The sequence below is a fragment of the Mesorhizobium sp. M7A.F.Ca.MR.176.00.0.0 genome, from assembly GCF_004023165.1.
Lineage (GTDB): Bacteria > Pseudomonadota > Alphaproteobacteria > Rhizobiales > Rhizobiaceae > Mesorhizobium.
The window spans coordinates 31456-55659 of sequence record NZ_RZTC01000035.1; the positions used below are offsets into that span (position 1 = coordinate 31456).

Consider the following 24204-nt stretch of genomic DNA (forward strand, 5'->3'; position numbering starts at 1 on the left):
CCGGCCCGCCATCTCATGCCGTGGCGATCCACCAGCGTTCGGCCATTTTCAGTCCATCGTTCTCCCAGTTGGGCGCCACATCACCGTGTGCGAGCTTTTTGGATTGGGCGCTGACGAAATTGTTGAAGACCAGCACGATGCTGCCGCCGTCATCGTGGGTTAACTGCTGCATCTCGGCATACATCGCCGCTCGCTTGGCCTCGTCCGTCTCGGCGCGCGCCTGGACAAGTAGTTCGTTGAAATGGGGATTTTTCCAGAAGGATTCATTCCAACTGGAGTCGGCGGCGAAGGCTTGCGTGAACATCCAGTCGGCCGTCGCCCGACCGCTCCAATAGGAAGCGCACCAGGGTTTCTTCAGCCAGACATTGTCCCAATAAGCGTCCTCGGCCTCACGCACGACATTGACGTCGATGCCGCATTGGGCTGCCGTTTCGCGAATGAGCGAAGCCGCGTCCACGGCGCCGGCAAAAGCGGCATCGGCGACCGAGAGGTCCACCTTCAGGTTCTCCATTCCGGCCTTTTTCAGGTAGTGCTTGGCTTTTTCCGGATCGAAGCTGTGTTGCGGTTGCGGATCCTTGGCGAATTTGATGGCCGGCGCGATCGGGTTGTCGTTGGCCACAGTGGCGTGGCCAAGAAAGATCTTGTCGACGATTTCTTGGCGATTGATCGCCCATTTCAATGCCATTCGCACGTCTGGATTATCAAATGGCGCCATCGTGACATTCATCGGCAAGGTATAGTGCCCATAACCAGTGACTTCGACGATCTCCACCTTGGGATTGCGTTTCAACATGCCGAGGGTCTTCAGGTCGGCGCGGCCGATATAGTCCACCTCCCCCGTCGACAGCGCCGCCATGCGAGCGGCAAGATCCGTGATGGCGATGAACTCCACCTCATCGAGATAGGGCTTGCCGTTCTTGAAGTAGTTTGGATTGCGCTTGAGCTTGGCCGAAACGCCGGGCTGGAAATTCTCGACGACGAAAGCACCGGTGCGAACGCCTGAAGCCCAATCCGCCTTGCCATCCTTGGCCGGCATGATGACCAGATGGTAGTCACTCATAATGTAAGGGAAATCGGCGTTGCCGCTCTTGAGCGTGAAAACCACCGTTTCCGGGCCATCCGCCTTGATGTCGGCGACGGAGTCCAACAGCGATTTCGCCGCCGATTTGGTGTCCTTGCCCATGTGATATTGCAAGGAGGTCACGACGTCATCCGCCGTCACGGTCTTGCCGTTGTGAAAGGTTGCGCCTTTGCGCAGCTTGAAGGCCCAGGTTTTGGCCCCATCCGAAGTTTCAAAGCTCTCGGCGAGGTCCGGTTGGACATTGCCTTTGGCGTCGACCTCAGTGAGGCTGTTGGACAGCGAGCCCGAAAATGCGGTTTGTGTGAACGTGTCGGGGTAGCCGGCCGGATCGATCGAATCCGTCGTCGCGCCATGAGCCATGCCGAGCTTGGCGAAGCCGCCCTGCATCGGTTCGGCCCGCGCCGTGCTCACGAACAGCCGGTCGGCGGCGGCAACGGTCAGGCCCGCGGCCAGCCCAAGATGAATGAAATCGCGACGGGAAACCTTGCCGCCTCCGATCAGGCTTTGCGCGATACCAAGCTTGTATTCAGATTCTGACATTTGACTCTCCCATTGCGGAGTTCTCCGCGTTATTTCTCGTCAAGCACCGGCGAACAAATCTGCTTATCGGCTCCCGCCACCTTTCCTTCGAATTTTTCCAATCCCAATCGGCTTGCGCCAATCAGGCCGTCACGTAGATGCCACCGGCTTCGACGGTGACTGGAAATGTGCGCGCGCGAACGGACGGATCGACCAAGGCCGCGCCTGACTTGATGTCGAACTCCCAGCCGTGCCAGGCGCATCGAACGATCTCGTTTTCGCGATGATAGATGAATTGCGCCTGTTCAACGGGCGCGGTTGTGCCGCATTGCGGCCCCTCGCAAAGCGGAGCGCCACGGTGCGGACAGACATTCAGCAGCGCGTGGAATGAATCTCCGATGCGGAAAATCCCGACCGAAAGGCTGCGGATCTTGGCGATGAACGGAGACCCTGTTTCGATCTCGTCGACGCGGCAGATATATGTCTTCTCGGGCATCGTATGCTTCCTCAGGCGGCATTCGCGGCTTGCGCGCGGGGGATGCGTTTGTAGACTTCCAGCGCGTTCAGTCCCATGATCTTGCTCCTCCAGGCAGGAGGGATTTGCAGCGTGTTGGCATCGTCGTAATCCCAGTGCGGATAGTCCGATGCAAACATCAGCGTGTTTTCTCCGTCCATCGCTTCGAGCGTGGACCAGAGATGTTGGATGTTTGCAGGCTGCTCCAGCGGCTGCGTGGAAAAGCGGATGTTGCGCCGGCAATATTCAGACGGCAGCATCTTCAGCCATGGCGTCTCCTTGCGCAGCGCTTTGTAGTCGGCGTCCAGGCGCCAAAGGACCGACGGAACCCAGGCGACGCCGCATTCGATGATCACGAAGTAGAGGTCCGGCCATTTCTCGAAGACGCCATGGGCGATCATGCTTGCCACGTGCGACATCGCCGACATGTGCAGAATGGCATGCGTTTCCCAGAAGAATGTTGTCGGGGCGGGAGCAATGGCAGTTGAATTCACGCCGCCATGCCCGCCCAGATGAATGGCGAATGGCAACCCCACTTCCGCGCAGGCTTCGTAGATCGGGTGGTAAAACGGGTCGCCATACGGCTTGACGGACCCCTGGGAGGCGAGAACCTGGACCATGCGCGGATGACTGCCAAGACGGCGAATCTCGGCGGCAGCGAGCTTCGGATCCTGTGGCGCGATGATGATCGAGCCCATGAAACGATCGTCTTTCGGCAACCACTGATCGATCTGATAATCGTTGTACGCGCTGACCAGAGCGCTGGCATAGTAAGGGTTAGCCAGGGTCGACGCCTCGATAGGCTCATCGCCGGTCAGGATCGCCACGTCGACTTTGTATTTGTCGAGGTGCTTCTCTTTCATGATGAGATAGTTGTCGGCTTCCGTTTTCGGACGGATGTCCTTGCGGGAGAAGTCCTGCGGGTGGAACCAGGGCCGATGGCCATGCGGAAAGGCGCCAACGGGACCTGTTTTCTCGCCCTCGATGAACATGTCTTTCCACAAGCCGGAGAGATAGGGCTCCAACACGGTGGCGCTTGACCAGTAATTATGACAGTCGCAGTCGACTATGAACACTTCTTCCGCTCCGTATCCGTATCTCGTCCCGGCGGCGCTGCCGGCCGTTGATCTGCTGCAGCTTCCGCCTTGAGTATTGTTTGATCAAGCTTATGATACGTGGAATATGATCGAGTTTTTCGATTGGAGATTTCATGCAACTTGATCACATCGAGACCTTTCTCGACATCATCGAATCGAGAAACTTCAATCGCACCGCGGATCGGCTAGGATTGACCCAGTCGACGATCAGCACCCGCATCAAGAACCTCGAGAGCGCAATCGGGTCCGAACTGTTCCAGCGCGGACGCGCCGGGGCGGAGCCGACCGCCGCAGGGCGCCGGTTCGAAGCTTATGCAAGATCCTTGCTGTCCACATGGTCGCAGGCTCGCCACGATGTCCGGGCGTTCAATCGTTTCGAAGGCACCTTGCGCGTCGCCGCGCAGGTCGGGATGACCCGCTCGGTTTTGCCGGGTTGGGTGGAGACGCTGTGTCAGGCTCTTCCCAAATCGTCGATCCATGTCGAGTCGGATTATTCAAACCAGATGGTCAGCGACCTGAGCATGGGAAATCTCGATATCGCAGTGCTTTATGCCCCGCGATACCTACCCGAAATCTCCTATGAGCATTTGATGGTTGAGGAATATGTGATGGTTTCCACGGTGGCCAGAACCCTCTCCGAGGTCGATCCCGAAACCTACATTCGTCCGGGCTATACGGTCCTGCTGGAGAAGGCCCATGCCGAATTGCTCGGCGAGTTGGCGATCTGTCGCCTTTCCATGGGATCGGAAACCTTGGCGGAGATGATGCTACGGCGCACGGGCGGCACCTGCTATATGAGAAGTGACGATGCGCGCAGGTTCGCCCTCGAACGCCCATCGTTCATCGTCGAAGGCGCTCCGACGCTGCATCAGCCGGTCCATACGGCCATCCTGGCGCGCCGCAAACACGAACCGATCATCCGCAAGGGAATCCGCGCCCTTCACGTTGCCGTGATGTCACTGGATATGTAATCGAAATAATCGATCATAACTCGGGAGGGATGCTTCTGTTGCGGGGGGCCTGGAACTGGCATCTTGGGTTCGACTTCGAACCGAGATGAATGATGAACGCACACGTTTCCTTGGGGGCCCCCGACCTCCTGCCGATGAGGCATCATCGGCAATGGGCACAAACCACATCGCAGCTTGTACTCTGCCGTCGTGTAATCGAGGAAACGCCCGATGTGAAAACTTTCGTTTTCACATCCCCGACGGATCGGATGTTCTGCTTCAGCGCGGGCCAGTATGTACTCGTGCACCTCAAGATCGAGGGTGCCGCGGTGACGCGCTCCTACTCTGTTTCGTCACCACCGACGCGACCGCTCGACCTGCAGATCACGGTGAAGCGAACACCGGGCGGCCTGGTTTCGAATTGGCTCCACGACAATTTGGGGGCGGGCGACGAGATCGAGATCGAAGGGCCGCTCGGCTCATTCAATCTCGATGACCTACCCTATGAAAAGCCGCTCTTCCTTTCGGGCGGCAGCGGGATAACGCCGGTGATGTCCATGCTGCGTGCGCTTACCGACCGCGCGGCCGACCAGGATATCTCATTCGTTCATAGTGCCAGAACGCCTGGTGATATAGTCTTTCGACGGGAATTGGACGCACTTGCCTCTCGCTTTCCCAACGTAAAAGTAACGTGCGTTTGTAGCCAGGAAGATCCCACCTGGAGGGGGCCGACTGGCAGAATAGACAGTCAGATGCTGCTGACCCTCGTTCCCGATCTCCACAACCGCACTATTTTTGCCTGTGGCCCTGAAGCGTACATGAAAGCCGCACGTGCCTGCCTGGATGCGATTGGCGTGGCTCCGTCACGGTACCACCAGGAGAGCTTCGGCGGCGGCAGCAGCCCCCAGTTGGAACCGGCCCCGACAATACCATCTTCGGTCCGTTTCGTCCGCTCCGGGATCGTGCATAACTGCTTGCCCGGAGAGACGCTGCTGGAGGCGGCGCGCCAATGTGGCGTCTACGTCCCAACCGCCTGCCAGCAGGGAGTTTGCGGCACATGCCGCATCGCCAAGCTGTCCGGCGAAGTCGCCATGGAGGATCTCGGCGGGCTGGCCCCTGAAGAGAAGTCGGCCGGCTATGTCCTGGCATGCTGCAGCCACCCTAAGGGCGCGGTTTCGCTCGATCTTTAACCCCGGGTGCTTGGTTCAGCATTGAAGCCGGCGCAGTAAGTGTGTTGAACTGCCGGTGAAGGCGTTGCGGGCGTAGCGGACTGATGCGCATCGACCTCAGCCGATATTGCTCAGAAGTCGAGAGCAACCATCATGCCACGGACTTCGGCCATTTCCAGCAGCAGGTCCTGCAGTCTGTCGTCCAGCGCGGCACCGGTCAGCGCCAGAAGCTCGGTAATGCTCTCTCTCATCGATATGACGGCGGCGCCTGTCTTCTCGGCGAGCAGCCGTCCGATGGCAGCCCGGATCAGCTCGTCCTGATCAGACATGCTTCACCTCCCGACGCACTGCAACCTCTCCTTGCTTTCCATGCCTCACCGCCGCTTTCGACAACGTGCGTGATTTTCCCATACGGTATGTTTTTTGATGCGATCGCGGGCGGCTTTGCTCACGCCAGCAGATCGTCTTTATCGACCTGGCAGTCGTTCAAAGCCGCCAATGAAGGCAGCAGCGAAAAATGGCCGGGTTGGACCGTTTCAACCGCTGCAAGCAGCTCCTGCGGCACTTCCTGCCGATAAAGCCCGGTGCATACGCCCCCTTCGACCCTTGCCGGCAATTCCGTGATTGCGTCGAAAATCGGAAATGTACCCGTTGGTTCTTCCAGGTTCTCGAAACGCCCCACCCGAAACCTCCTCTTGCGCAAAAGTAGCGACTAACGCCGCTATCCCCAAGTGGTTCCCTAGGCCGGCACATTTTTTCGCGCCTTGGTTGTAGCGCATGCCGGTAGGACAGTCATGCCCCCAGGGTGCATCGTCAAAATCGGTACGCACCACTTTTAAATCTTGACGCGTGTCAATTTTTTATAAAACATGCGCAAACGCCGGATTGGCATCGGCCGGCGCTCTGGGAGGAGCAATGCCTGACATCGAAAAGTGCCCAAACCTCGGCTGCAGTCCGCACATTCCAAAGCGGGCAGCAATCTGTTGGCGGGACCATCGCGCCAGGCGCCGGGGTCGCTTGCGCGCCGTCTAACATTGCAGTCACCGGACAGCGACATTGATGCAGCCCATAAAACAATCAGGAGGAGGAAAAACCATGCGTATGTTCAATTGCCTGAAGCTTGGCACGAACCTGCTTGGCGCAGGCATGCTTGCAGCCATCGTCGCAGCGCCCGCCCATGCCGAGGATACGGCGAAAGTCGCGGCCATCGTCAAAGGCCTCGACAATCCGTTCTTCCAGACCATGCAGAAGGGCATCGAGGAACAGGCCAAGGCAAACGGCGTGAATGTCAGCGTCCAGGCCGCCGCCAATATGGGTGACGCCACCGGCCAGGCCGACCGCCTGACCGCCATGGCCATGCAGGATTTCGATTGCTACCTGGTCAACCCGATCAGCGTCTCCAATCTCGTCCAGGCGCTGGTGCCGGTCGCCCAGAAGAAGAAGCCGATCGTCAACATCGACTCGACCATAGACCCCGAACAGGCCAAGGCCGCCGGCTTTGCCGTCTCGACCTATATCGGCACCGACAATGTCGCCGCCGGCGCGCTGGCCGGCGAAGAGATGCTGAAGCTGGTGCCGAAGGGCTCCAAGGTCGCGCTGGTCGCCGGCATCATCGGCGATGTCGGCTCCAACGCCCGCATCAAGGGCTTCAAGCAGGCGGTGGAAGGCAAACTCGACATCGTGGTGATGGTCAGCGCCGACTGGGATCGCGAAAAGGCGCTGACCGCCGCCACCGATATTCTCGCCGCGCACCCGGATCTCGCCGGCTTCTTCGCCGCCAACGACATCATGGCGCTCGGCGTCGAGCGCGCCGTGCGGACCTCGGGCAAGGACGTCAAGGTGATCGGCCTCGACGGCATCGTCGACGCGCTCAAGTCGATTGCGGCAGGCGAACTCACCGCCACCGTCGCCCAATATCCCTATGTTGTCGGCGCCATGGGCCTCGAGGCCTGTGCAGTGGCCGCCAAGGGCAAGGAACTGCCGGCCAACGTGCCGGCGCCGGTGCTGTTGATCAACAAGGACAATGCCGAAGCCTCGCTGAAGAACTTCCCGCGGCCCGGCGGCGACTATCCCGATCCCTTCCGCGAGATGCTGAAGTGAGCACACCAGCAGACAACGCACCCGCCGCCCATTCGGCGGGTGCTGAGGAGAGCCGTCCCTCCCTGGCGGCTCTCCTCCTCGATCCGTCCTTCTGGGCCGACTGGGCATCCGTCGTCGGCCTGGTCGGCCTCGTCATCGTCTTCGGCATCGCCCAGCCGGTCTTTCTCAGCGTCGCCAATCTGCAGGCGCTGCTGTTGGCGGCGGCGATCCTGGTGGTGCTGTCGATCGGCCAGACCTTCGTCATCGCCACCTCGGGCATCGACCTGTCGCTGGCGGCAGCCGTCATGCTCGGCGCCATCATCCTCGGCCTCGTCAACGCCGCCGGCTACGGCATCTTCGTCGCCTGCGGGCTCGCGGTTCTCGCCACCAGCGCCGTCGGTTTCCTCAACGGGCTGATCATCACCGCAGGCAAGATCCCCGACTTCGTGGTGACGCTCGGCACGCTGTCAGGCATCACCGGCCTTGGCCTCATCCTGTCGGGCGGCGAACCGACCATGGTCGGCTCGACCTTCCTGCTCAGGCTCGCTTCCGGCTCGCTCGGACCGTTCGGTTATCCGGTCTGGGTAGCAATCGCAGCCGTCATCGTCGCGCATATCGCACTCTACCACACACGCTTCGGCGTGCATCTGCTGGCGACCGGCGGCCAGACCGAAAGTGCCGGCGCGCTGGGCATCCGCACCAACCGGGTCAAGATCGCCGCCTATACAATCTCGGGCTTCTGCGCCGGCATCGCGGCCATTCTTCTGGTCGCCCGCATCGGCTCGGCCGAACCGCAGATCAACACCAGCCTGCTCTTGAACTCGGTGGCGGCGGTGGTGCTGGGCGGCGTCAGCCTGTTCGGCGGCCGCGCCAGCATTCTGGGACCGGCGATCGGCGCGCTGATGCTCACAGCACTCGTCAACGGCCTGACCTTGCTCAACGTCTCGGCCTGCTACCAACCGCTTGCCGTGGGCGCCATCGTGGTGCTGGCGGCCCTGATCATGCGGTATCAGAAATGAGCGCGCCCCATCACATCCCCGCCGCTGAGGCGATCATCGCCTGCGAAGGGCTGAGCAAGCATTTCGGCGGCATCCGCGCCTTCACCGACGTCGCCTTCCAGGCCCGTCGCGGCGAGGTCACCGCCGTCATCGGCGACAATGGCGCCGGCAAGTCGACGCTGATCCGCAGCCTGGTCGGCGTGCATCAGCCGGACACCGGCAATTTGTTCTTCGACGGCCGGGCGCGGCCCTTCGCCAACCCCGACGAGGCACGCAAGGCCGGCATCGAGACCGTGCACCAGAACCTGGCGCTGATCGACGAATTGACGGTCGCGCAGAACCTGTTCCTCAACCGCGAGATCGTGCGCCGCATCGGGCCGTTCGCTTTCCTCGATCGCAAGGCGATGAAGCGCGAGGCCCGTTCCATGCTGTCGCGGCTGTCGATCAACGTGCCGTCGATCAACCAGCGTGTGCGGCGCTTGTCGGGCGGCCAGCGGCAGGCGATCTCGATCTGCCGCGCTGTCGGCTCCGGCGCCAAGCTGGTGGTGATGGACGAACCGACGGCAGCACTCGGCGTGCAGGAGACCGCCAATGTCGAGGCTCTGATCCGGCGTCTGCGCGAGCAGTCGGTCTCAGTCATCCTGGTCAGCCACAATTTCGATCAGGTCCGCCGCCTGTCCGACCAGATCTGGGTGATGCGGGCGGGAAAGATGGCGGCGACCGTGCGCGCTTCCGAAACGTCCGGAAACGAGCTCGTCGCGCTGGTAACCGGCGCGGCATAGTCCTGCAGCATCAGACTTGAAATCAAAGGGAGTTCGCCTGTGGCACCAATTCGTGTCGGACTGATAGGTCTTGGAGAGGTCGCGCAGTCGATCCATCTGCCTGTGCTGGGCGATCAGCGCGACCGCTGGGTGATCGCGGGCGTGTACGACGTGTCGCCCAGCCTGGTGTCACTCGTCACCTCTGAATTTACGACGGCAAAGGCCTTCGACACGGCCGAGGCGCTGATTAGTTCGCCCGACATCGACGCGGTGTTCGTGCTGTCGTCCGACGACACCCACAGCCGCTTCGTGCGGGCGGCGATTGCAGCCAACAAACATATCCTGCTGGAAAAGCCCGCCTGCCTGACGGTGCGCGAAATCGACGATCTGCTGGCGCTGATGCCGGGCTACGACAAGACCCTGTTCGTCGGCTATATGCGCCGCTACGCGCCGGCCTATCTGGCGGCCAGGGACGAACTGCCGGCATACGCCGACATCACCCATGTCCGAATCTTCGACATGATCTCGGAAGGCCGGCACTTTCTCAAGAAGAGCCAGAACGTCCTCTATCCCAACGATATAGACCCTACCCTGCTGGCGCGTGGCGCAAGCGAACGCGACGCACTGATCCGCGAAGTCGTCGGCGCCGATGCGCCGGCCGACCTGGTGCGCGCCTATCGCGGCCTGACGGCGCTTTCCTCGCACCACATTTCAGCGATGCGCGGGCTGATCGGCGAGCCGGCGCGCGTGCTGGCCGCGCACCGCACCAATGGCGGCGCCAACACATCAGTCAGCTTCGACTACGGCCATTTCGCTTGTCTCTACGACGCGGTGGTCGACGATCTCGGCCTGTTCGACGCCATGATCGAGGTGCGCTCGAACACCAGGCGTGTGCGCATTCTCTACGACACGCCCTACATCCGCAGCCTGCCGACGCGGCTGGAGGTCACCGATGCCGGCCCGCTCGGCCCGGTGACGAAAACCTTCGGGCCTCTCTACGGCGATGCTTTCTCGAATGAACTCGAGATTTTCCACCGCCACATCACCGAAGGCACAAAGCCTCCGACCGACCTCGCCGATTCACGCCGCGACCTGGCGCTGATGGCCGAGATCATCGAGCGGATGAAAGAAAGTGGCGGGCGCTGAGGCGCCGCCTGCCGCCTACTTCCCACAGTGATGGTCGTTGATCTTGTTCACCGCATTCGCGTCGGGTCCGACGCGATGATAGGAGCACGCGCCGGCGGCCGTCGTCACCAACTGCTGATCGTAGTAGCGCGGGCCGCCGAACAGGATGTCGATGAGATCGCCTTCGGCGGGAACGTAGCGTTCGGATTGGACCCGGCGGTCGTGGTGCCGGTCGCCAGCGAAAGCCGGGGCGCAAGCGCTTGAGCCCATGGCGACAGCGAGAGCTAGGATCGCAACGCATTTGGTGGTCATGCCAATACCCTCCTGGCCATTCCGGAATCACACCATACATCCAAAACCGCCAGCCGGACAAAAGTTCCGGAGCAGACCGCGATAGGCTCTTGCCGAAGGCAGCTGCCTCGCTCATCCATGGTGCGTAGAAATGTGGAACCTGTGATGACCGATGCCAGCCTTCATCTCGTCGAAGCGACGATCGACCAACTGCGCCGCGCGCTTGATGACGGCACCGTCACCAGCGTCGAACTGGTCGGGGCTTATCTCAGGCGCATCGGGCATTTCGACCGCCACGGCATCAGCCTCAATGCCGTCCCAGTGCTCAATCCTGATATGTTCGAGGAGGCGGCAGCCTCCGACCGGCGCCGCCGCAACGGCGCCGTGCTCGGACCGCTCGACGGCATCCCCTACACCGCCAAGGACAGCTACAAGGTATCAGGCCTGACGGTCGCCGCTGGTTCGCCCGCCTTCGAGCATCTCATCGCCAATGAGGACGCCTTCACCATCGCCCGGCTGCGCGCCGGCGGCGCCGTGCTGATCGGGCTGACCAACATGCCGCCAATGGCCAATGGCGGTATGCAGCGCGGCGTCTACGGTCGCGCCGAGAGCCCCTACAATGGCGACTATCTGACCGCCGCCTTCGCATCGGGCTCATCCAATGGCTCCGGCACGGCGACAGCAGCCAGCTTCTGCGCCTTCGGGCTTGGCGAGGAGACCTGGTCGTCCGGCCGCGCGCCGGCCACCAACAATGCGCTGGTCGCCTACACGCCGTCGCGCGGCGTCATTTCGGTGCGCGGCAACTGGCCCCTGGTGCCGACCATGGATGTCGTGGTGCCGCACGCGCGGACAATGCCCGACATGCTCGAATTGCTTGACATCATCGTCGCCGACGATCCCGAGACGCGAGGCGATTTCTGGCGCGCGCAGCCCTGGGTCAAGCTGCCGAAAAGCTCCGATATGCGGCCGCCCCGCTATACCGATCTCGCACTGGCGGGATCGTTGAAAGGCAAGCGCCTGGGCGTGCCCAGAATGTATATCGGCCGCGACAGCGAGGCCGATGCGCCGATCGAAACCCGCGCCTCGGTGCTTGCCCTGTGGGAGCGGGCCGCGGCCGATCTCACGCGGCTTGGCGCCGAGGTGGTCGAGGTCGATTTTCCCGTCGTTTCCAACTATGAGCGCGACCGCCCGGGTGCTCGCACCATGGTCGAGCGCGGGCTGATGCCCCAGGAGTTCGCCGAGCGCGAACTCTGGGATCTCTGCATCTGGGGCTGGGACGACTTTTTGCGCGCCAATGTCGACCCGGCCTTGCCCGATCTCGTTTCGGTCGACGGCCCAAAGATCTTCCCGCAGCCGCCCGGCACGCTGCCCGATCGCTATGAAGGCGGCTTCGACCTGAGGGAATATGTCGAGCGGGCATGGTCCGGCGTCACGCCCTTCGTGGACATTCCAACGCTGGAAGAGGGACTGAAGGGACTGGAAGCGACAAGGCGGATCGATTTCGAGGACTGGCTGGACGCGCAAGGCATCGACGCCGTGGTGCTGCCTGCCGCCGCCGATGTCGGGCCGGCCGATGCCGATATTGATGAGATGTCCGCCGACCTTGCCTGGCGCAATGGCACCTGGGTCGCCAACGGCAATCTGGTCTGGCGCCATTTCGGCATCCCCACCGTCACCGTGCCGATGGGAACCATGGCCGATATCGGCATGCCGGTCGGCCTCACCTTTGCCGGCAAGGCCTATGACGATGAGAGACTGCTGCGCATGGCCGGCGACTTCGAACGCTCCACGCAGCGCCGCACCCGCCCGCCGCGCACGCCGGAACTTGACGACGATGTGTTTTCAGGCCGTCCTGCCCGAGCCGGCGACAGCAAGGTGCCAGCGTTCGCGATCACGCTTGCCGCCGAGACGCGGCCTTCCGGCGATCAGGACGAGATCGTCATCACGCTCGAACTGCCCGGCGAGGCCGCCGAAACGGCCAACATCCAGGTGCATGTCAACGGAGAGGTCGTCGTGCTGCAGCGAAGCGGTGCGCGCCTCAGCGGGCATGCCCTCATTCCGGCCGCCGAGCATCAGCGCTTCCACAGCGTCTGGCGTGGCTCCTACGGTTCGATCGTGACGGCGGTGGTGCGGCTGGAGGATGGGCGCACCGCTGGCGCCTTTGCGGTCACCGGCGGGATAAAATGAGTGCTGGGCACTAGGAGGGCAGAGAGGCCAGCCATTCTTCCCAAAATTCCTGCTGAATGTGGACGAAAACCGGAACCACGTCGACGCCATCGTCAAATATGTCGACCAGATCCGTCTCTTGGGGAAATCGCCCCATCGTCACCTTGCAGGCCATCAATCCGCGACTCTTCTCCATCACGGTATTTTCGGGATAAACATTGGCACTCGCCCCGTAGCAGAAGGGCAGCAAACCATCGGCTTCGAGCCCCTGACGGATCTGGAACAGAGCTTCGAAAAAATCTTCCTCTTCGGCCCTGATCACCTTGTCCCGGTAGCCGCATGTCAGGCTGCAGACGGCGCCCTCTACATGCAGCGTAAACACGGCTTCCTCGTCTCCGCCCGTGCCCCCTCCGACCAAGAATACTGTCCGCTGATGATCCATTCCACCCCCCTTTGCTGTTCACCGGATGGTAGTTCGACAGCGGCCGACTTTCTAGCCATTGCAGGAATTCAGACCTCGCTGCCTCCGCGGTTCGCCGCTCGCCTTTCGCAATTGGTGACTGACAGAGGCTACCCCCGCGCCGCCCAAAGCAAACCCCGCTCCACCATCAGCGCCATTTCCGGCACCGCGAACTCATCCGCAGTGTGACCAAGGGAACTGTAGAAAACCTTCCCCGCCCCATAGCGCCGTTTCCAGACGACCGGCATGACGACGCCGCCTATCCCAGGAAAATGCGCGTCGGTGAAGGTGGTGGTCGCCAGCACTTCGTTGCTCGGGTCGACATGCATGTAATACTGCTCCGACCGGTAGGCGAAATCGCTGATGCCCAATGTGATCGGCTCGTCCGGCCTGGTGATCGCGACAGTATAGTCGATGATATTGCCGGGGTGCGCCACCCATTGGCCGCCGGTCATGAACTGATAGTCGGGCTCGTTGCGAAAACTGTCGCCCATAGTGCCGTGGAAACCGCCGAGCCCGCTTCCCCCGCGAACGGCAAGCGTCAGGTTCTGCAACTCGGCCTTTTCGATCGTCGACATCGTGATGACGGGCACGATGAGATCGAAGGAAGCAAGCTCCGGATCGGCGAAAATCGCGGTGCCTTGGCCGAGCGTGACGTCGAAGCCGTTTCGCTCAAGCAAGGTGCGAACGATATTCGCGCTCTGCTCCGGCGTGTGGCCCTCCCAGCCGCCCCAGGCGATCAAGGCCTTCTTTGGCATTGTGTACCTCCCTGGAACTCCGCCCTGATCGATCCGGCGTCAGCGCCAGCCAAGCGCCGGCGCGACATGGGTCAGGATCGCCTCGATGACATGCGCATTGTAGTCGACGCCAAGTTGGTTCGGAACGGTGAGCAGCAGCGTGTCGGCCTCGGCGATCGCCTCGTCCTGCGCCAATTCCTTGATCAGCACATCCGGCTCGGCCGCGTAGCTGCGCCCGAAGATCGCCTTGGTGTTCTCCTCGATGAAGCCGATCTGGTCGCGGCTCTCATTGCCGTGGCCGAAATAGGCACGGTCGCGATCGTCGACCAGCGCAAAGATGCTGCGGCTGACCGAGACGCGCGGCTCGCGACTGTGACCGGCCGCTTTCCAGGCCTCGCGATAGATGCGGATCTGCTCGGCCTGCTGGATATGGAACGGCTTGCCGCTCTCGTCGAATTTGAGCGTCGAACTCTGCAGGTTCATGCCGAGCTTGGCCGCCCATTCCGACGTGGCGTTGGTGGCCGCACCCCACCAGATCCGCTCGCGCAAACCCTCCGAATGCGGCTCGAGGCGTAAGAGGCCGGGCGGATTGGGGAACATCGGCCGCGGATTGGGTTGGGCGAACCCCTCGCCCCGCAGCGTCTCGAGGAAGACCTCGGCGTGATGCCGCGCCATGTCGGCGTCGCTCTGGCCTTCCGGCGGCGCGTAGCCGAAATGGCGCCAGCCATCGATCACCTGCTCGGGCGAGCCACGGCTGATGCCAAGCTGCAGGCGGCCGCCGGCGATGATGTCGGCAGCGCCCGCATCCTCGGCCATGTAGAGCGGGTTCTCGTAGCGCATGTCGATGACGGCGGTGCCGATCTCGATGCGGCTGGTCTTGGCGCCGACGGCTGCCAGCAACGGGAACGGCGACGCGAGCTGGCGGGCGAAATGATGCACGCGGAAATAGGCGCCATCCGCCCCCAGTTGCTCGGCGGCGATCGCCAGCTCGATGGATTGCAAAAGCGCGTCCGAAGCCGAGCGCACTTGCGATTGCGACGAGGGCGTCCAGTGCCCGAATGACAGGAAACCGATTTTCTTCATAGCCATGCGATATAAGGATGCGCGTCAGGCTTCAATGCAAAAGAGATTTTTCGACACGCCCGATCAAGGCTCATGCATCGCTATTCTCGAAGGCGCCGATGCCTTGTGCGATCAGATTGGTTGCCATCACCAGCGAGACGATTGCCGCGGAATTGAAGACGACGACCCACCATTTGCCGCCGGTCAGGAAACCATAGCCGTCGGCGACGGCCAGCCCCCAATCGGCCGATGGCGGCTGGATGCCGAGGCCGAGAAAGCTCAGCGTCGCGATCGAGAAGAACGCGTAGCCCAGCCTTGTGACGAGCTCGATGAGGATCGTTTCCCTGATGTTGGGCAGGATCTCCAGGAACATGATGGCGAGCGGACCTTCGCCGCCGAGCCGCGCGGCGCTGACATAGTCGCGCTCCTTCTGCTCGCGCACGGCGGCGCGGACGGTGCGCGCCACTAGCGGCGCGTAGGCGATGCCGATCACCAGGATGACCGTTAGATTGGACGGGCCGATGGCCACCAGCGTCATGGTGACGAGAACGATGAACGGAAACGCCATCAGCGTATCGAGCAGCCGCGCGCCGATGGCATCGGTGAGGCCGTCGAAATAGCCGAGCACCAGACCGATGATGCTGCCGGCGGCGACACCGGCCAGCGTCGCCAGCGGCGCAACCAGCAGGATGTCGCGCGATCCGACGACTATGCGGGACAGCACGTCGCGGCCGAGCTGATCGGTCCCGAACCAGTGCAGCGCGTCGGGCGGCGTCAGCATCGCCAGGAAATCCTCGGCATAGGGATCGTAGGGAACGAAGAGGTTGCCTGCTATGGCGCACACGACCCAGAACAGAAGCAGCAGCGATCCGACCACGACCGACGGCGGCAATCCGGCGAAAGCACTGCGGATCCGGCGCACTGCCGGAAAGCCGGCCACGGAGCGCGGTGGTGCGGGAAACTCCGCCAGATCTGTCATGGCGAGGTCCGGCGGCGTTGCCGCGGATCGAGCAGCGCCAGTACGAGGTCGCCGGCCGCCGCCGACAGCACGAAGATTGCCGCCATCACCAGCACGCCGGCCTCGAGCATCGGGAAATCGCGTGCCTTGGCCGCATTCAGAACCAGATTGCCAAGCCCCTGGATGCCGAACAGCGCCTCGATCACCACCAGCCCGCCAAGCATGTATCCGGTCTGCGTCGCCAGCACCGCGATGGTCGGCGTCAGCGCATTGCGCAGCACGTGCCGAAAGATGATCTCGCGCCGCTCGAGCCCTTTCAGGACGGCGGTGCGCGTATAATCGGCGGCCATTGCCTCGATCACCCCTGCCCGCGTCATCCGGGCGATGTAGCCGGCAAGGTTCAGCACCAGCGGCAGCGCCGGCAGGATCAGATAATAGCCATGCGTCCAGAAGCCCGCGCCATCGGGCGCAACACCGGAGATCGGGAACCAGTTCAGCCACAGGCCGAAAACGATGAGCAGCATCAGGCCAGAAACGAAATCAGGCACAATGCCGAAGGAGACGCCTGCCATCACGATCAGCCGGTCGATCAAGCGGCCCGCATTGAGACCGGCAACGACGCCGGCACCAACGCCCAGCGGAATGAGAAAAATCAGAATAATGCCGGCAAGGGCCGCGGAGCGCTTGAGGCTTTCCAGCACGAAGGGCGCCACCGGCCCGCGCATCGACAGCGAAGTGCCGAAGTCACCGGTGACGGCCTTGCTGAACCAGAGCCAGTACTGGACGAGAACCGGCTGATCGGCGCCCAGCCGCTTGTTCAGTTCCGCCACCGCCTGCGCATCGGCAAAAGGCCCGAGCATCACACGGCCGACATCGCCGGGCAGGACCTGCCCGGCGAAGAACACCAGGATGCTGACCAGCCACAGCGTGAGGACAAGTGTGCCCAGACGCGCTGACAGAATGCGACCGGTCAGCATGTCGCGATCATGCCTGGACGAAGGAAACGCGGTCGAGCAGCAGATGCGAGATCGCGGTGAAGCGCACGCCCTCGACCTTCGAGCTGACGATCCGGCTGTATTGCGAGAAGTAGCTGATGATCGCCGGCGTCTCGTCAAGCAGCAAGGTCTGGATCTTGCCGGCAACGAGGCGCTGTGCCTGCAGATCACGCGCCTTAGAGTAGTCGAGCAGCAGCGCATCATAGGCCGGGTTGTTGAAATGCGCCGCGTTCCAGGCTCCCGAACTCTTCAGCGTGGCGTTGAGGAAGATGTCGGGCGTGCCGCGATGGCCGTAGTCGGTGATGCCGAGCACCGAATCCAGCCAGGGCGAGCTACCGAAGGTCGCCGAGCCGTAATAGGCGTCCTGCGGCAGGACATTGAGCTTGACGTCGATGCCGGCCTTCCTGGCGAAGTTCTGGATGATCACCGCATAGTCGGGAATGTCATAGGCGCGCTCGGTGGTCAGCGTCACCTCGAAGCCGTTCGGCACGCCCGCCTCGCCGAGCAGGCGCTTGGCTTCCGCAATGTCCTGCTTGCGCTGCGGCACCGACGGATCGGCCGATGGGAAGATCGGCGCGAACGGGGTGTCGTTGCCGACGATGGCGCGGCCCTTCAGCAGGCCCTTGACCACCGCCTCGCGGTCGATGGTGAGCGCCAGTGCGCGGCGGATGCGCTTGTCGGTGAACGGCGCCTGGTCGGTTCTGAGATGCACCTGATCATGCGAGCTTGCCTGCACGCTCAGCAGCTTGAAATTGGGATTGCCCTCGATCGCCAGCTCCAGGCGCGTCGTGCTCGGGATGACGTCGAGCTGGCCGGCCTGCAGCGCCAGCACCTGCGCCTGCTCGTCGTCGAAGAACTTGATCTCGACCCGGTCGGGCAGCGCCTTGTCGCCCCAGTAGTCCTCATTGCGCACGAAGCTTGCGCCTTGCTTGGGACGGAAGGATTCGAGCTTGAACGGACCGGTGCCGTTGAAACTCTTCTCGAAATCGCCGGCATAGTCGGCCGGCAGGATGACGGCATTGTAGACGTCGGAGGAGACATAGAAGGGGAAGTTGCTGTTCGGACCATCGAGATCGAAGGCGACTGTTTCGTCATCGACCAGCTTGGCGCCGCCCTTGGACAGGATGCCCTTGTAGGCCGACAACGCCGACGAGCCGCTGGCCGGATCGACCAGCCGCTCGAAGCTCGCCACCACGTCTTTGGCCGTGACCGCGCGGCCGTCGTGGAATTTCACCCCTTGCCGCAGTTTGAAGGTCCAGCGGCTGGCCGTCTCGTCGGCCTCCCAGGACAAAGCGAGCTTCGGCTGCAGCCCGTCCTTCGGGTCATCGAGGATCAGATATTCGCCGACCTGGCTGATCACCCCGATGCTGGCCGGATCGGTGACCGAAACCGGATCGATCGCCTTGGTCGGCTGGCCGAGCCCGACACGCACCGTGCCGCCGGCAGCGGCCGCGGCGCGCGCACCTCCAAGCCCCTGCGAGGCGGCAAAGCCGGTCAAGCCGAGCAGTGCGGCATATTTCAGGAGATCGCGGCGTTTGAGAAAGCCGCCCTGATATTCATCGACGGCGACATTCCAGATGTCCCCCGACAGATTGCGAACTGCGTCGATATCTCTGAGTTTGGTCATGTTAAACCCCTGCCTTGAAATGAAGATTGAAAGCTATGCGACGGGTTCGCCGTCGAGATGGATGCGGTCGACGGCCTGCGGATAGAACGCGATGAGGCCCTTGATCTTGGGCATTTCCTCTATGGGATCCCGGTAGCTCCAGGCGATGTCAGGGCGCACCGAGCCGTCGCTCAGCAGGCCGGACCAATAGGAGGCGATGCCCTTGTAAGGACATCGCGTCGTTGTGACGGACGCCGTCAGCCGCTCCAGCCGGATGTCTTCCGCAGGCAGATAAAAACGCGTTGGCAGATGCGTCTCGAACAGCAGAACCGGGCGGTGGCTGTCGGCGATCGGCTCGCCGTCGAACCAGATTTGCACATGGCTGGAGCTCTGCAGCACATCGATGCGTGCGTAGGGATCGCGGGCGTGGACGAAGACTTCCTCTTCCTCCTCGAACCATTGGTCGACGGCTTTCCAGGTGAAGGCGATGCGGCCGGCCAGAGGCGCCAGGTTTTCAACCGGTGGCGACACGAACGCCCAGGCCGCGTTGGCGCTGCGCCTGTCACCGCTGTCGATATCCCAATAGGCGGTTTCGCCACCGACCGGGTGCGGTTCGCGATGCAGTGAGGGTCTCAGCACCGACGGGTCGACCGCTGACGGCGGGAAGAAATAGATCGGCAGGAAATGGTTGGAGCGCAGCACGAGCACGTTGCGGCTGTCGGCGATGGTGCGGCCGCCGAACTTGACGCGCACGCGCTTGGGGCTGTGCAGGACATTGACGAGCTGCGGCGCGGTGGCTTCGCGGGGCTGCAATCTTGGTGCAACGGTCATGATCGTTCTCCCGGCCTGACGTCAGGACACCGCGCGCGCATTGTCGCGTTGTTCGGCGAAGCGATTGGCTGGTCGCGCCAGGCCGAAGCGGTCGCGCAACGTTCCCGGCGCGTATTCGGTCGGGAACACGCCGCGCCGCTGCAGCTCCGGAACCACCTGTTCGGCGAAATTCACCCAGTCCTCGGGCAGCAGCGGGAACATCAGGTTGAAGCCGTCGGCGGCACCGGAAACGAACCAGTCCTGCAGCTGGTCGGCGATCTGTACCGGCGTGCCGGCGACGGTCGGCACCGAACCGCTGTTGGCGAGTTTGCGGGCGATCTCGCGCAGGCTGAGATTCTGCTTCGCCCACTGCTTGACCCGGTTGAGCGACGTGCGTCCGCCATTGAACGTGCTCTCGTCCGGCAGCGGCGGCAATGGCCCGTCCGGCGGGAACAGCGACAGGTCCAACCCGCTCCAGCTGGACAGAAGGTCGATGCCGACCTGATCCGGCAGCAAGGTCTGCAGGTATTCCTGCTTTTCCCGGCCTTCTGCTTCGGAGGCGGCGACAACAGGCAGGATGCCGGGCAGGATCTTGAAGCTCTCCGGCCGCCTGCCGTGGCGGGCCAGCCGCTCGTTGATATCCTGACGGTATTTGATGCCATCTTCCTTGGTGCTGTAGATGGCGAAGTGCGCATCGGCCTGGGCGGTGGCGAAGTTCTTGCCGTCCTCCGAGGAGCCCGCCTGGACGATCAGCGGATGGCCTTGCGGCGGCCGCGAGACGTTGAGCGGCCCGCGCACCTTGAAATGCTTGCCCTTGTGGTCGACGGGGTGGACCTTGTCGGGGTCGGCGAAATAGCCCGACGCCTTGTCGATCAGCAGCGCCTCGTCTTCCCAGCTGTCCCACAGCGCTTTGACGATATCGAGGAATTCGGCCGCACGCTCGTAGCGGAACGCATGTTCGATATTGCCGTCGCGGCCGAAATTGCGCGCCTCCTCGTCCATCGCCGAGGTGACGACGTTCCACGACGCCCTGCCCTTGCTGATGTGGTCGAGCGAGGCGAACATGCGCGCCACATTGTAGGGCTCGCTGTAGGAACTCGATGCCGTGGTGATCAGGCCGATATGCTTGGTCACGCCTGCCAGCGCCGAGAGCAGCGTCAGCGGTTCGAGGCGGGCATTGGCGTAGTGGGCGACGCCGCTCTTGACCGAATCCCAAATCGAAACGTGGTCGGCGACGAAGATGGTGTCGATCCTGGCGCGCTCGGCCGCCTGCACGAGATCGCGGTAGAATTCGAAGTCCAGCACCTCCCGCCTCGGCGCCCTGGGATGGCGCCACGACATCCGGTGATCGCCCTGCGGGTTGAAGAAGAATGCGCTGAGGGTCATGTGGTCTCGAGCCATGACGGCCTCCTTCCAGATCTGCTCCGGAGACCGTCGCGCTGCTTGCCTAAGCCGCGACAATCTCTGCTGATGCAAGAAAGGTAGATTGCGCTCCGGCTTAATCCGAGTAATTTTATAGAGATAATGCACTCCGAAAGCGGAAGCGATTGCCCTCGATGGCGGCGCTGGAAGAAAGTGGTTTCAAGTCCCCATGTCCTCCTCGGTTCTGAACGTAGACCAGCTGTCCGTCGCCTATGACGGGCGCAAGGGATCGCATCCCGCCGTCAGCGGCGTGTCGCTGCACATCCGCGAAGGCGAAGCGCTCGGCTTGGTCGGCGAGTCAGGATCGGGCAAAAGCTCTGTGGCGCTCGCCATCCTGCGTTATCTGCCGAAGAACGCCCGTATCGCGGCCTCAGCGCTTGAATTCCAGGGCCGCGAAATCCGCGACCTTTCCGCCGAGCAACTGCGCCGGCTCAGGGGAAATCATATCGCGGCGGTCTACCAGCACCCGGGCGCGGCCCTCAATCCAAGCATGACGATCGGTCGCCAGATCACCGAGACGATCATGCGGCACCGCCCGGTTCGCCTCGACGAGGCGCGCGAGCGTGCGGCCGAACTGCTCGGCCGGGTCCGCGTCAGCCATCCGGAGCGTGTGCTGGATCTCTATCCGCACGAACTCTCCGGCGGCATGCAGCAGCGCGCCAACATCGCCATCGCGATTGCGCTCGACCCGTCGCTGCTGGTGCTGGATGAGCCGACGACGGCGCTCGACGCCAGCGTCCAGTCCGAGATCATCGCCATCCTCTCCGACCTGCGCAAGGATCACAAAACCAGCATCCTGCTGATCAGCCACGACATCAACATGATCCGCCGCTCCTGCGACCGGGTGGCGGTGATGCAGGCGGGAACCGTGGTCGAAAGCGGCGTTGCGGGCGATGTCTTCGACAACCCCTCTCACGCCTACACCAAGGCGCTCATCGCCTCGATCCCGGCGCTCAACTACACCAAGCGGGACGGAAGACTGGCGGAGACGGACGGCGTGCCAGCGCACCCCACAGCCCAAGGCGAAGACGCCGGCCTGCCAAAAGAACGCCGGATCGCGATCGCCTGCAAAGGCATCAGTCATGCCTTCGGCAGCCAGTCAGTGCTGCACGGCATCGATCTCGACATCGGCCAGGGCGAAACCTTCGGGCTGATCGGCGAGTCCGGTTCGGGCAAGTCGACCCTGGCACGCATCGTCACCGGCCTGCAGATGCCCAATGCCGGATCGGTCGAGCTGTTCGGCAGGACGGTCGCGCCGCGCGTCGAGAAGAGAAACCTTGCCGAACGCCGCGACGTGCAGATGGTCTTCCAGTCGCCGGATCGCACGCTCAACCCGCGCCAGCGGATCGGTCGCATCCTCGGCCGTCCGCTGCGCCGGCTCGCCGGTCTGCGCCGCAGCGAGGTGAGAGCCCGCGTCAGCGACCTGCTGGCCTCGGTCCGCCTCGCCGGTGTCACGGCCGAGCAGAAATCGCGCTCGCTGTCCGGCGGCCAGCGGCAGCGGGCGGCGATCGCGCGCGCCTTCGCCGGCGTGCCGAAGGTCGTCGTGCTCGATGAACCGACCTCCGCGCTCGACGTCTCCGTCCAGGCGACCGTTCTCAACCTGCTCAACGACCTGCAGCACGACAAGGACACGACCTATCTGTTCATCAGCCACGACCTCAGGGTGGTGCGCTACATGGCCGACAGGATCGGCGTGCTCTATCGCGGACGCCTGGTCGAAACCGGCACATCCGACCAGATCTTTCGCGGCCCCAACCACCCCTATACGGCACTACTTCTGGCGGCATCTTCCGATGAAGCCGAGCCGAAACTATCCGCTCCAGCCGAGATCGAGGCCACCGGTGTCCCGAACACCGGATGCGCCTTCGCCGATCGCTGCCCCCTGGTCCTGCCCGACTGCAGAAAGGCAGAACCATCAGCCATAGAGGTTGCGGCTGGCCACCGGATCGCCTGCTGGCGGCACGGCCAGGGTTTTTGAGCGGCTCAACAGCAGTCCGAAGCCCGCGGCAACTCGGTTTCAGCGGCAGGCAGGTCGTCCGATGCATGGAACCTCTCCGACGGCTGGCGAGGCGGTGCAACATTGTCATGGGCGTGCTGATTTGCCGACACTGGAAGCCCGGAGTTCCTGGTGCCCGCGCTGGGCCTGGGTGTTTCCTCGCATACAAATATATTCGTTCATGCTAATATATTGTGGTCATGCACATTCGTTCGTGACGAACATGTGGGAGGATGCAATGAAAACCATAAATCGCAGGTCTGCAATTGCTCTCGGTGTGACGGCTGCCGCGATAACGCCTCTGTTCACCCTGGCGGCGTCCGCGAAGGTCAAGAAATACGGCCCGAAGGAAGGCAAGGAGATTGCGCCCGGTGTCAGGGTGGTTGAGGTCAGCACCGGCGACTCCGACATTCCCGCCTACAAGAGCATCGCAGTCGTCGACGTGGTGTTCCAGCCCGGCGCACACGCGCCTCAGATGGTGATGGACAATGACATGGTCTGCACCATTACTTCAGGCGCATTCACGATCAAGAAAGCCGACAAGGAATTCAAGCTCAAGGAAGGCGACATGTACACCTGCGCCAAGGGCAAGACCGACGAGGCGACGAACACAAGCAAGGAGGTCGGCGTCCATCGTATCGCCGTCCTGATACCTGCCTAGAGCATGATGCCGAAAAGTGTGAAGCGGTTTTCGGACGACATCATACTCTATCTCTTTGATTTAGAGACGGATTCAGATTTCAGCTCGATTCGACCTGAAATCATCCGGCTCTAGCAGACCGGATTCCGGCCGGATGGAAGATCGCACGCCGTCCGGCCGTCGCTTGCGTACAGCCCGGATGCTGGCCTCGTCCGGCCAACGCCCTTCAGCAAGAGGATTCCGTCGCTGGTGCCAGCCGGATCGCAGTCGCATGCTCGCTTTCCGTTCAGGCACAGTGCGATACCGGAATTGGCTCTTGAACGGCTAAGTCGGACACGCGTAACATCGCGCCATCTGAATTGAGTCTGCTTTATTAGTCCGGACTAACCTCCGGATTGGTTTGGATATTTCCCTTGAACACGCAAGCAATCGGCGGCGCGCCGGAGCGCGGCAAATCGTTTGCCCATGTGGCGGAAGCCTCTTGGGGCAAGGGCCTCAGCACCTTGCTCCGCATCGTGCGCATGACGCTGCGCCATCCCTGGCAGGTCGCCATCACCATCGTCTCGACCTTTATTGCCGCGACCTTGCAGCTTTTCATTCCCCGCCTGCTGGGCCGCGCCATCGACCAGGCGCAGGGCGTCATGGCCGCGGGTGCCGGCGCTGCCGCGGAACAGGCGCTGTGGAATACGGCGCTGACGCTGCTCGTTGTCTCGATCCTGCGCGGCCTCTTCACAATGGCGCAGAACTACTATGGCGAGGCCGTCGGCC

23 protein-coding genes and 1 pseudogene are annotated in these 24204 nt (G+C 62.6%); 10 read left to right on the plus strand and 14 right to left on the minus strand.

All coding sequences use genetic code 11. From position 1 onward, the window contains the following. Positions 1–13: 13 nt before the first annotated feature. From EOB59_RS14190 to EOB59_RS14200, 3 genes are all read right to left on the minus strand, one after another. Positions 14–1621 (minus strand): ABC transporter substrate-binding protein, encoded by a 1608-nt coding sequence (locus tag EOB59_RS14190; protein ID WP_127809716.1) that lies wholly within the window; start codon positions 1619–1621, stop codon positions 14–16. Between the two features lie 121 nt (positions 1622–1742). Beyond that, the gene (locus EOB59_RS14195; protein WP_023809364.1) at positions 1743–2096 is read right to left on the minus strand and encodes a Rieske (2Fe-2S) protein; all 354 of its coding nucleotides are present in this window, start codon (positions 2094–2096) and stop codon (positions 1743–1745) included. An 11-nt stretch (positions 2097–2107) separates the two neighbouring features. Beyond that, positions 2108–3190: an amidohydrolase family protein gene (locus EOB59_RS14200; protein WP_127381872.1), complete on the minus strand. Its 1083-nt coding sequence runs from the start codon at positions 3188–3190 to the stop codon at positions 2108–2110. Positions 3191–3324: 134 nt separating this feature from the next. Here EOB59_RS14200 and EOB59_RS14205 point away from each other — a divergent pair, with 134 nt between their 5' ends. After that, entirely contained in the window at positions 3325–4182 is an 858-nt protein-coding gene (locus EOB59_RS14205) for a LysR family transcriptional regulator (RefSeq protein ID WP_023809366.1), read from the plus strand. Positions 4183–4394: 212 nt separating this feature from the next. After that, a complete protein-coding gene (locus tag EOB59_RS14210; protein WP_206622047.1) occupies positions 4395–5351 on the plus strand; it encodes a hybrid-cluster NAD(P)-dependent oxidoreductase in 957 nt (318 codons plus the stop codon). A gap of 110 nt (positions 5352–5461) precedes the next feature. Here the strand turns inward: EOB59_RS14210 and EOB59_RS14215 are convergent, their stop codons facing one another. After that, the gene (locus EOB59_RS14215) at positions 5462–5659 is read right to left on the minus strand and encodes a hypothetical protein (RefSeq protein WP_127270219.1); all 198 of its coding nucleotides are present in this window, start codon (positions 5657–5659) and stop codon (positions 5462–5464) included. Between the two features lie 119 nt (positions 5660–5778). Next, positions 5779–6012 carry a hypothetical protein gene (locus EOB59_RS14220; protein WP_127395712.1) on the minus strand — a complete coding sequence of 78 codons (234 nt, stop codon included), beginning with the start codon at positions 6010–6012 and terminating at the stop codon, positions 5779–5781. A 413-nt stretch (positions 6013–6425) separates the two neighbouring features. Between EOB59_RS14220 and EOB59_RS14225 the strand changes: the two genes are divergently transcribed. The 4 genes from EOB59_RS14225 to EOB59_RS14240 are packed head-to-tail and all read left to right on the plus strand — an operon-like array spanning position 6426 to position 10314. After that, complete coding sequence (locus EOB59_RS14225) at positions 6426–7430, plus strand: substrate-binding domain-containing protein (protein ID WP_127381869.1); 1005 nt, start codon at positions 6426–6428, stop codon at positions 7428–7430. After that, positions 7427–8428: an ABC transporter permease gene (locus tag EOB59_RS14230; protein WP_128288610.1), complete on the plus strand. Its 1002-nt coding sequence runs from the start codon at positions 7427–7429 to the stop codon at positions 8426–8428. The genes EOB59_RS14225 and EOB59_RS14230 overlap by 4 nt, the downstream gene beginning before the upstream one ends. Then, positions 8425–9189 (plus strand): ATP-binding cassette domain-containing protein, encoded by a 765-nt coding sequence (locus EOB59_RS14235; protein ID WP_127396575.1) that lies wholly within the window; start codon positions 8425–8427, stop codon positions 9187–9189. Before EOB59_RS14230 ends, EOB59_RS14235 begins: the two co-directional genes overlap by 4 nt. Before the next feature lie 39 nt (positions 9190–9228). Further along, on the plus strand, positions 9229–10314 hold the full coding sequence (locus tag EOB59_RS14240) for a Gfo/Idh/MocA family oxidoreductase (protein WP_128288611.1): 1086 nt from the start codon (positions 9229–9231) through the stop codon (positions 10312–10314). 15 nt (positions 10315–10329) lie between these two features. Here the strand turns inward: EOB59_RS14240 and EOB59_RS14245 are convergent, their stop codons facing one another. Beyond that, positions 10330–10605, minus strand: coding sequence for a hypothetical protein (locus EOB59_RS14245; RefSeq protein ID WP_127269574.1), 276 nt, complete (start codon positions 10603–10605; stop codon positions 10330–10332). Between the two features lie 144 nt (positions 10606–10749). Here EOB59_RS14245 and EOB59_RS14250 point away from each other — a divergent pair, with 144 nt between their 5' ends. Then, positions 10750–12771 carry an amidase gene (locus tag EOB59_RS14250; RefSeq protein WP_128288612.1) on the plus strand — a complete coding sequence of 674 codons (2022 nt, stop codon included), beginning with the start codon at positions 10750–10752 and terminating at the stop codon, positions 12769–12771. A 10-nt stretch (positions 12772–12781) separates the two neighbouring features. Here EOB59_RS14250 and EOB59_RS14255 read toward each other — a convergent pair whose 3' ends face one another. From EOB59_RS14255 to EOB59_RS14290, 8 genes are all read right to left on the minus strand, one after another. Then, positions 12782–13192 (minus strand): hypothetical protein, encoded by a 411-nt coding sequence (locus EOB59_RS14255; protein WP_127396571.1) that lies wholly within the window; start codon positions 13190–13192, stop codon positions 12782–12784. Positions 13193–13320: 128 nt separating this feature from the next. Further along, on the minus strand, positions 13321–13968 hold the full coding sequence (locus tag EOB59_RS14260) for a ThuA domain-containing protein (protein WP_128288613.1): 648 nt from the start codon (positions 13966–13968) through the stop codon (positions 13321–13323). 39 nt (positions 13969–14007) lie between these two features. Beyond that, the gene (locus EOB59_RS14265; RefSeq protein ID WP_164873964.1) at positions 14008–15030 is read right to left on the minus strand and encodes an LLM class flavin-dependent oxidoreductase; all 1023 of its coding nucleotides are present in this window, start codon (positions 15028–15030) and stop codon (positions 14008–14010) included. 70 nt (positions 15031–15100) lie between these two features. Next, entirely contained in the window at positions 15101–15988 is an 888-nt protein-coding gene (locus EOB59_RS14270; protein WP_128288614.1) for an ABC transporter permease, read from the minus strand. Next, on the minus strand, positions 15985–16944 hold the full coding sequence (locus EOB59_RS14275) for an ABC transporter permease (RefSeq protein WP_127269148.1): 960 nt from the start codon (positions 16942–16944) through the stop codon (positions 15985–15987). The genes EOB59_RS14270 and EOB59_RS14275 overlap by 4 nt, the downstream gene beginning before the upstream one ends. A gap of 7 nt (positions 16945–16951) precedes the next feature. Beyond that, the gene (locus EOB59_RS14280; protein WP_128288615.1) at positions 16952–18589 is read right to left on the minus strand and encodes an ABC transporter substrate-binding protein; all 1638 of its coding nucleotides are present in this window, start codon (positions 18587–18589) and stop codon (positions 16952–16954) included. 33 nt (positions 18590–18622) lie between these two features. After that, complete coding sequence (locus EOB59_RS14285) at positions 18623–19399, minus strand: DUF427 domain-containing protein (protein WP_128288616.1); 777 nt, start codon at positions 19397–19399, stop codon at positions 18623–18625. Positions 19400–19420: 21 nt separating this feature from the next. After that, a complete protein-coding gene (locus EOB59_RS14290) occupies positions 19421–20764 on the minus strand; it encodes an LLM class flavin-dependent oxidoreductase (protein ID WP_245486623.1) in 1344 nt (447 codons plus the stop codon). 205 nt (positions 20765–20969) lie between these two features. On the opposite strand from EOB59_RS14290, the gene EOB59_RS14295 reads away from it, so the two are divergent. From EOB59_RS14295 to EOB59_RS14310, 3 genes and pseudogenes are all read left to right on the plus strand, one after another. Further along, entirely contained in the window at positions 20970–22778 is a 1809-nt protein-coding gene (locus EOB59_RS14295) for an ABC transporter ATP-binding protein (RefSeq protein WP_128288618.1), read from the plus strand. Between the two features lie 256 nt (positions 22779–23034). Then, positions 23035–23457: a hypothetical protein gene (locus EOB59_RS14300; RefSeq protein WP_127270176.1), complete on the plus strand. Its 423-nt coding sequence runs from the start codon at positions 23035–23037 to the stop codon at positions 23455–23457. A gap of 392 nt (positions 23458–23849) precedes the next feature. Continuing rightward, positions 23850–24204 (plus strand): annotated as a pseudogene (locus EOB59_RS14310) (ABC transporter ATP-binding protein); the annotation flags it as partial.

Bases quoted from the DNA above. Each gene is read 5' to 3' on its own strand.
- EOB59_RS14190 (WP_127809716.1), bottom strand. From the start codon at position 1,621: ATGTCAGAATCTGAATACAAGCTTGGTATCGCGCAAAGCCTGATCGGA.
- EOB59_RS14195 (WP_023809364.1), bottom strand. From the start codon at position 2,096: ATGCCCGAGAAGACATATATCTGCCGCGTCGACGAGATCGAAACAGGG.
- EOB59_RS14205 (WP_023809366.1), top strand. From the start codon at position 3,325: ATGCAACTTGATCACATCGAGACCTTTCTCGACATCATCGAATCGAGA.
- EOB59_RS14215 (WP_127270219.1), bottom strand. From the start codon at position 5,659: ATGTCTGATCAGGACGAGCTGATCCGGGCTGCCATCGGACGGCTGCTC.
- EOB59_RS14225 (WP_127381869.1), top strand. From the start codon at position 6,426: ATGCGTATGTTCAATTGCCTGAAGCTTGGCACGAACCTGCTTGGCGCA.
- EOB59_RS14235 (WP_127396575.1), top strand. From the start codon at position 8,425: ATGAGCGCGCCCCATCACATCCCCGCCGCTGAGGCGATCATCGCCTGC.
- EOB59_RS14245 (WP_127269574.1), bottom strand. From the start codon at position 10,605: ATGACCACCAAATGCGTTGCGATCCTAGCTCTCGCTGTCGCCATGGGC.
- EOB59_RS14250 (WP_128288612.1), top strand. From the start codon at position 10,750: ATGACCGATGCCAGCCTTCATCTCGTCGAAGCGACGATCGACCAACTG.
- EOB59_RS14255 (WP_127396571.1), bottom strand. From the start codon at position 13,192: ATGGATCATCAGCGGACAGTATTCTTGGTCGGAGGGGGCACGGGCGGA.
- EOB59_RS14260 (WP_128288613.1), bottom strand. From the start codon at position 13,968: ATGCCAAAGAAGGCCTTGATCGCCTGGGGCGGCTGGGAGGGCCACACG.
- EOB59_RS14265 (WP_164873964.1), bottom strand. From the start codon at position 15,030: ATGAAGAAAATCGGTTTCCTGTCATTCGGGCACTGGACGCCCTCGTCG.
- EOB59_RS14270 (WP_128288614.1), bottom strand. From the start codon at position 15,988: ATGACAGATCTGGCGGAGTTTCCCGCACCACCGCGCTCCGTGGCCGGC.
- EOB59_RS14275 (WP_127269148.1), bottom strand. From the start codon at position 16,944: ATGCTGACCGGTCGCATTCTGTCAGCGCGTCTGGGCACACTTGTCCTC.
- EOB59_RS14280 (WP_128288615.1), bottom strand. From the start codon at position 18,589: ATGACCAAACTCAGAGATATCGACGCAGTTCGCAATCTGTCGGGGGAC.
- EOB59_RS14285 (WP_128288616.1), bottom strand. From the start codon at position 19,399: ATGACCGTTGCACCAAGATTGCAGCCCCGCGAAGCCACCGCGCCGCAG.
- EOB59_RS14290 (WP_245486623.1), bottom strand. From the start codon at position 20,764: ATGACCCTCAGCGCATTCTTCTTCAACCCGCAGGGCGATCACCGGATG.
- EOB59_RS14295 (WP_128288618.1), top strand. From the start codon at position 20,970: ATGTCCTCCTCGGTTCTGAACGTAGACCAGCTGTCCGTCGCCTATGAC.
- EOB59_RS14300 (WP_127270176.1), top strand. From the start codon at position 23,035: ATGAAAACCATAAATCGCAGGTCTGCAATTGCTCTCGGTGTGACGGCT.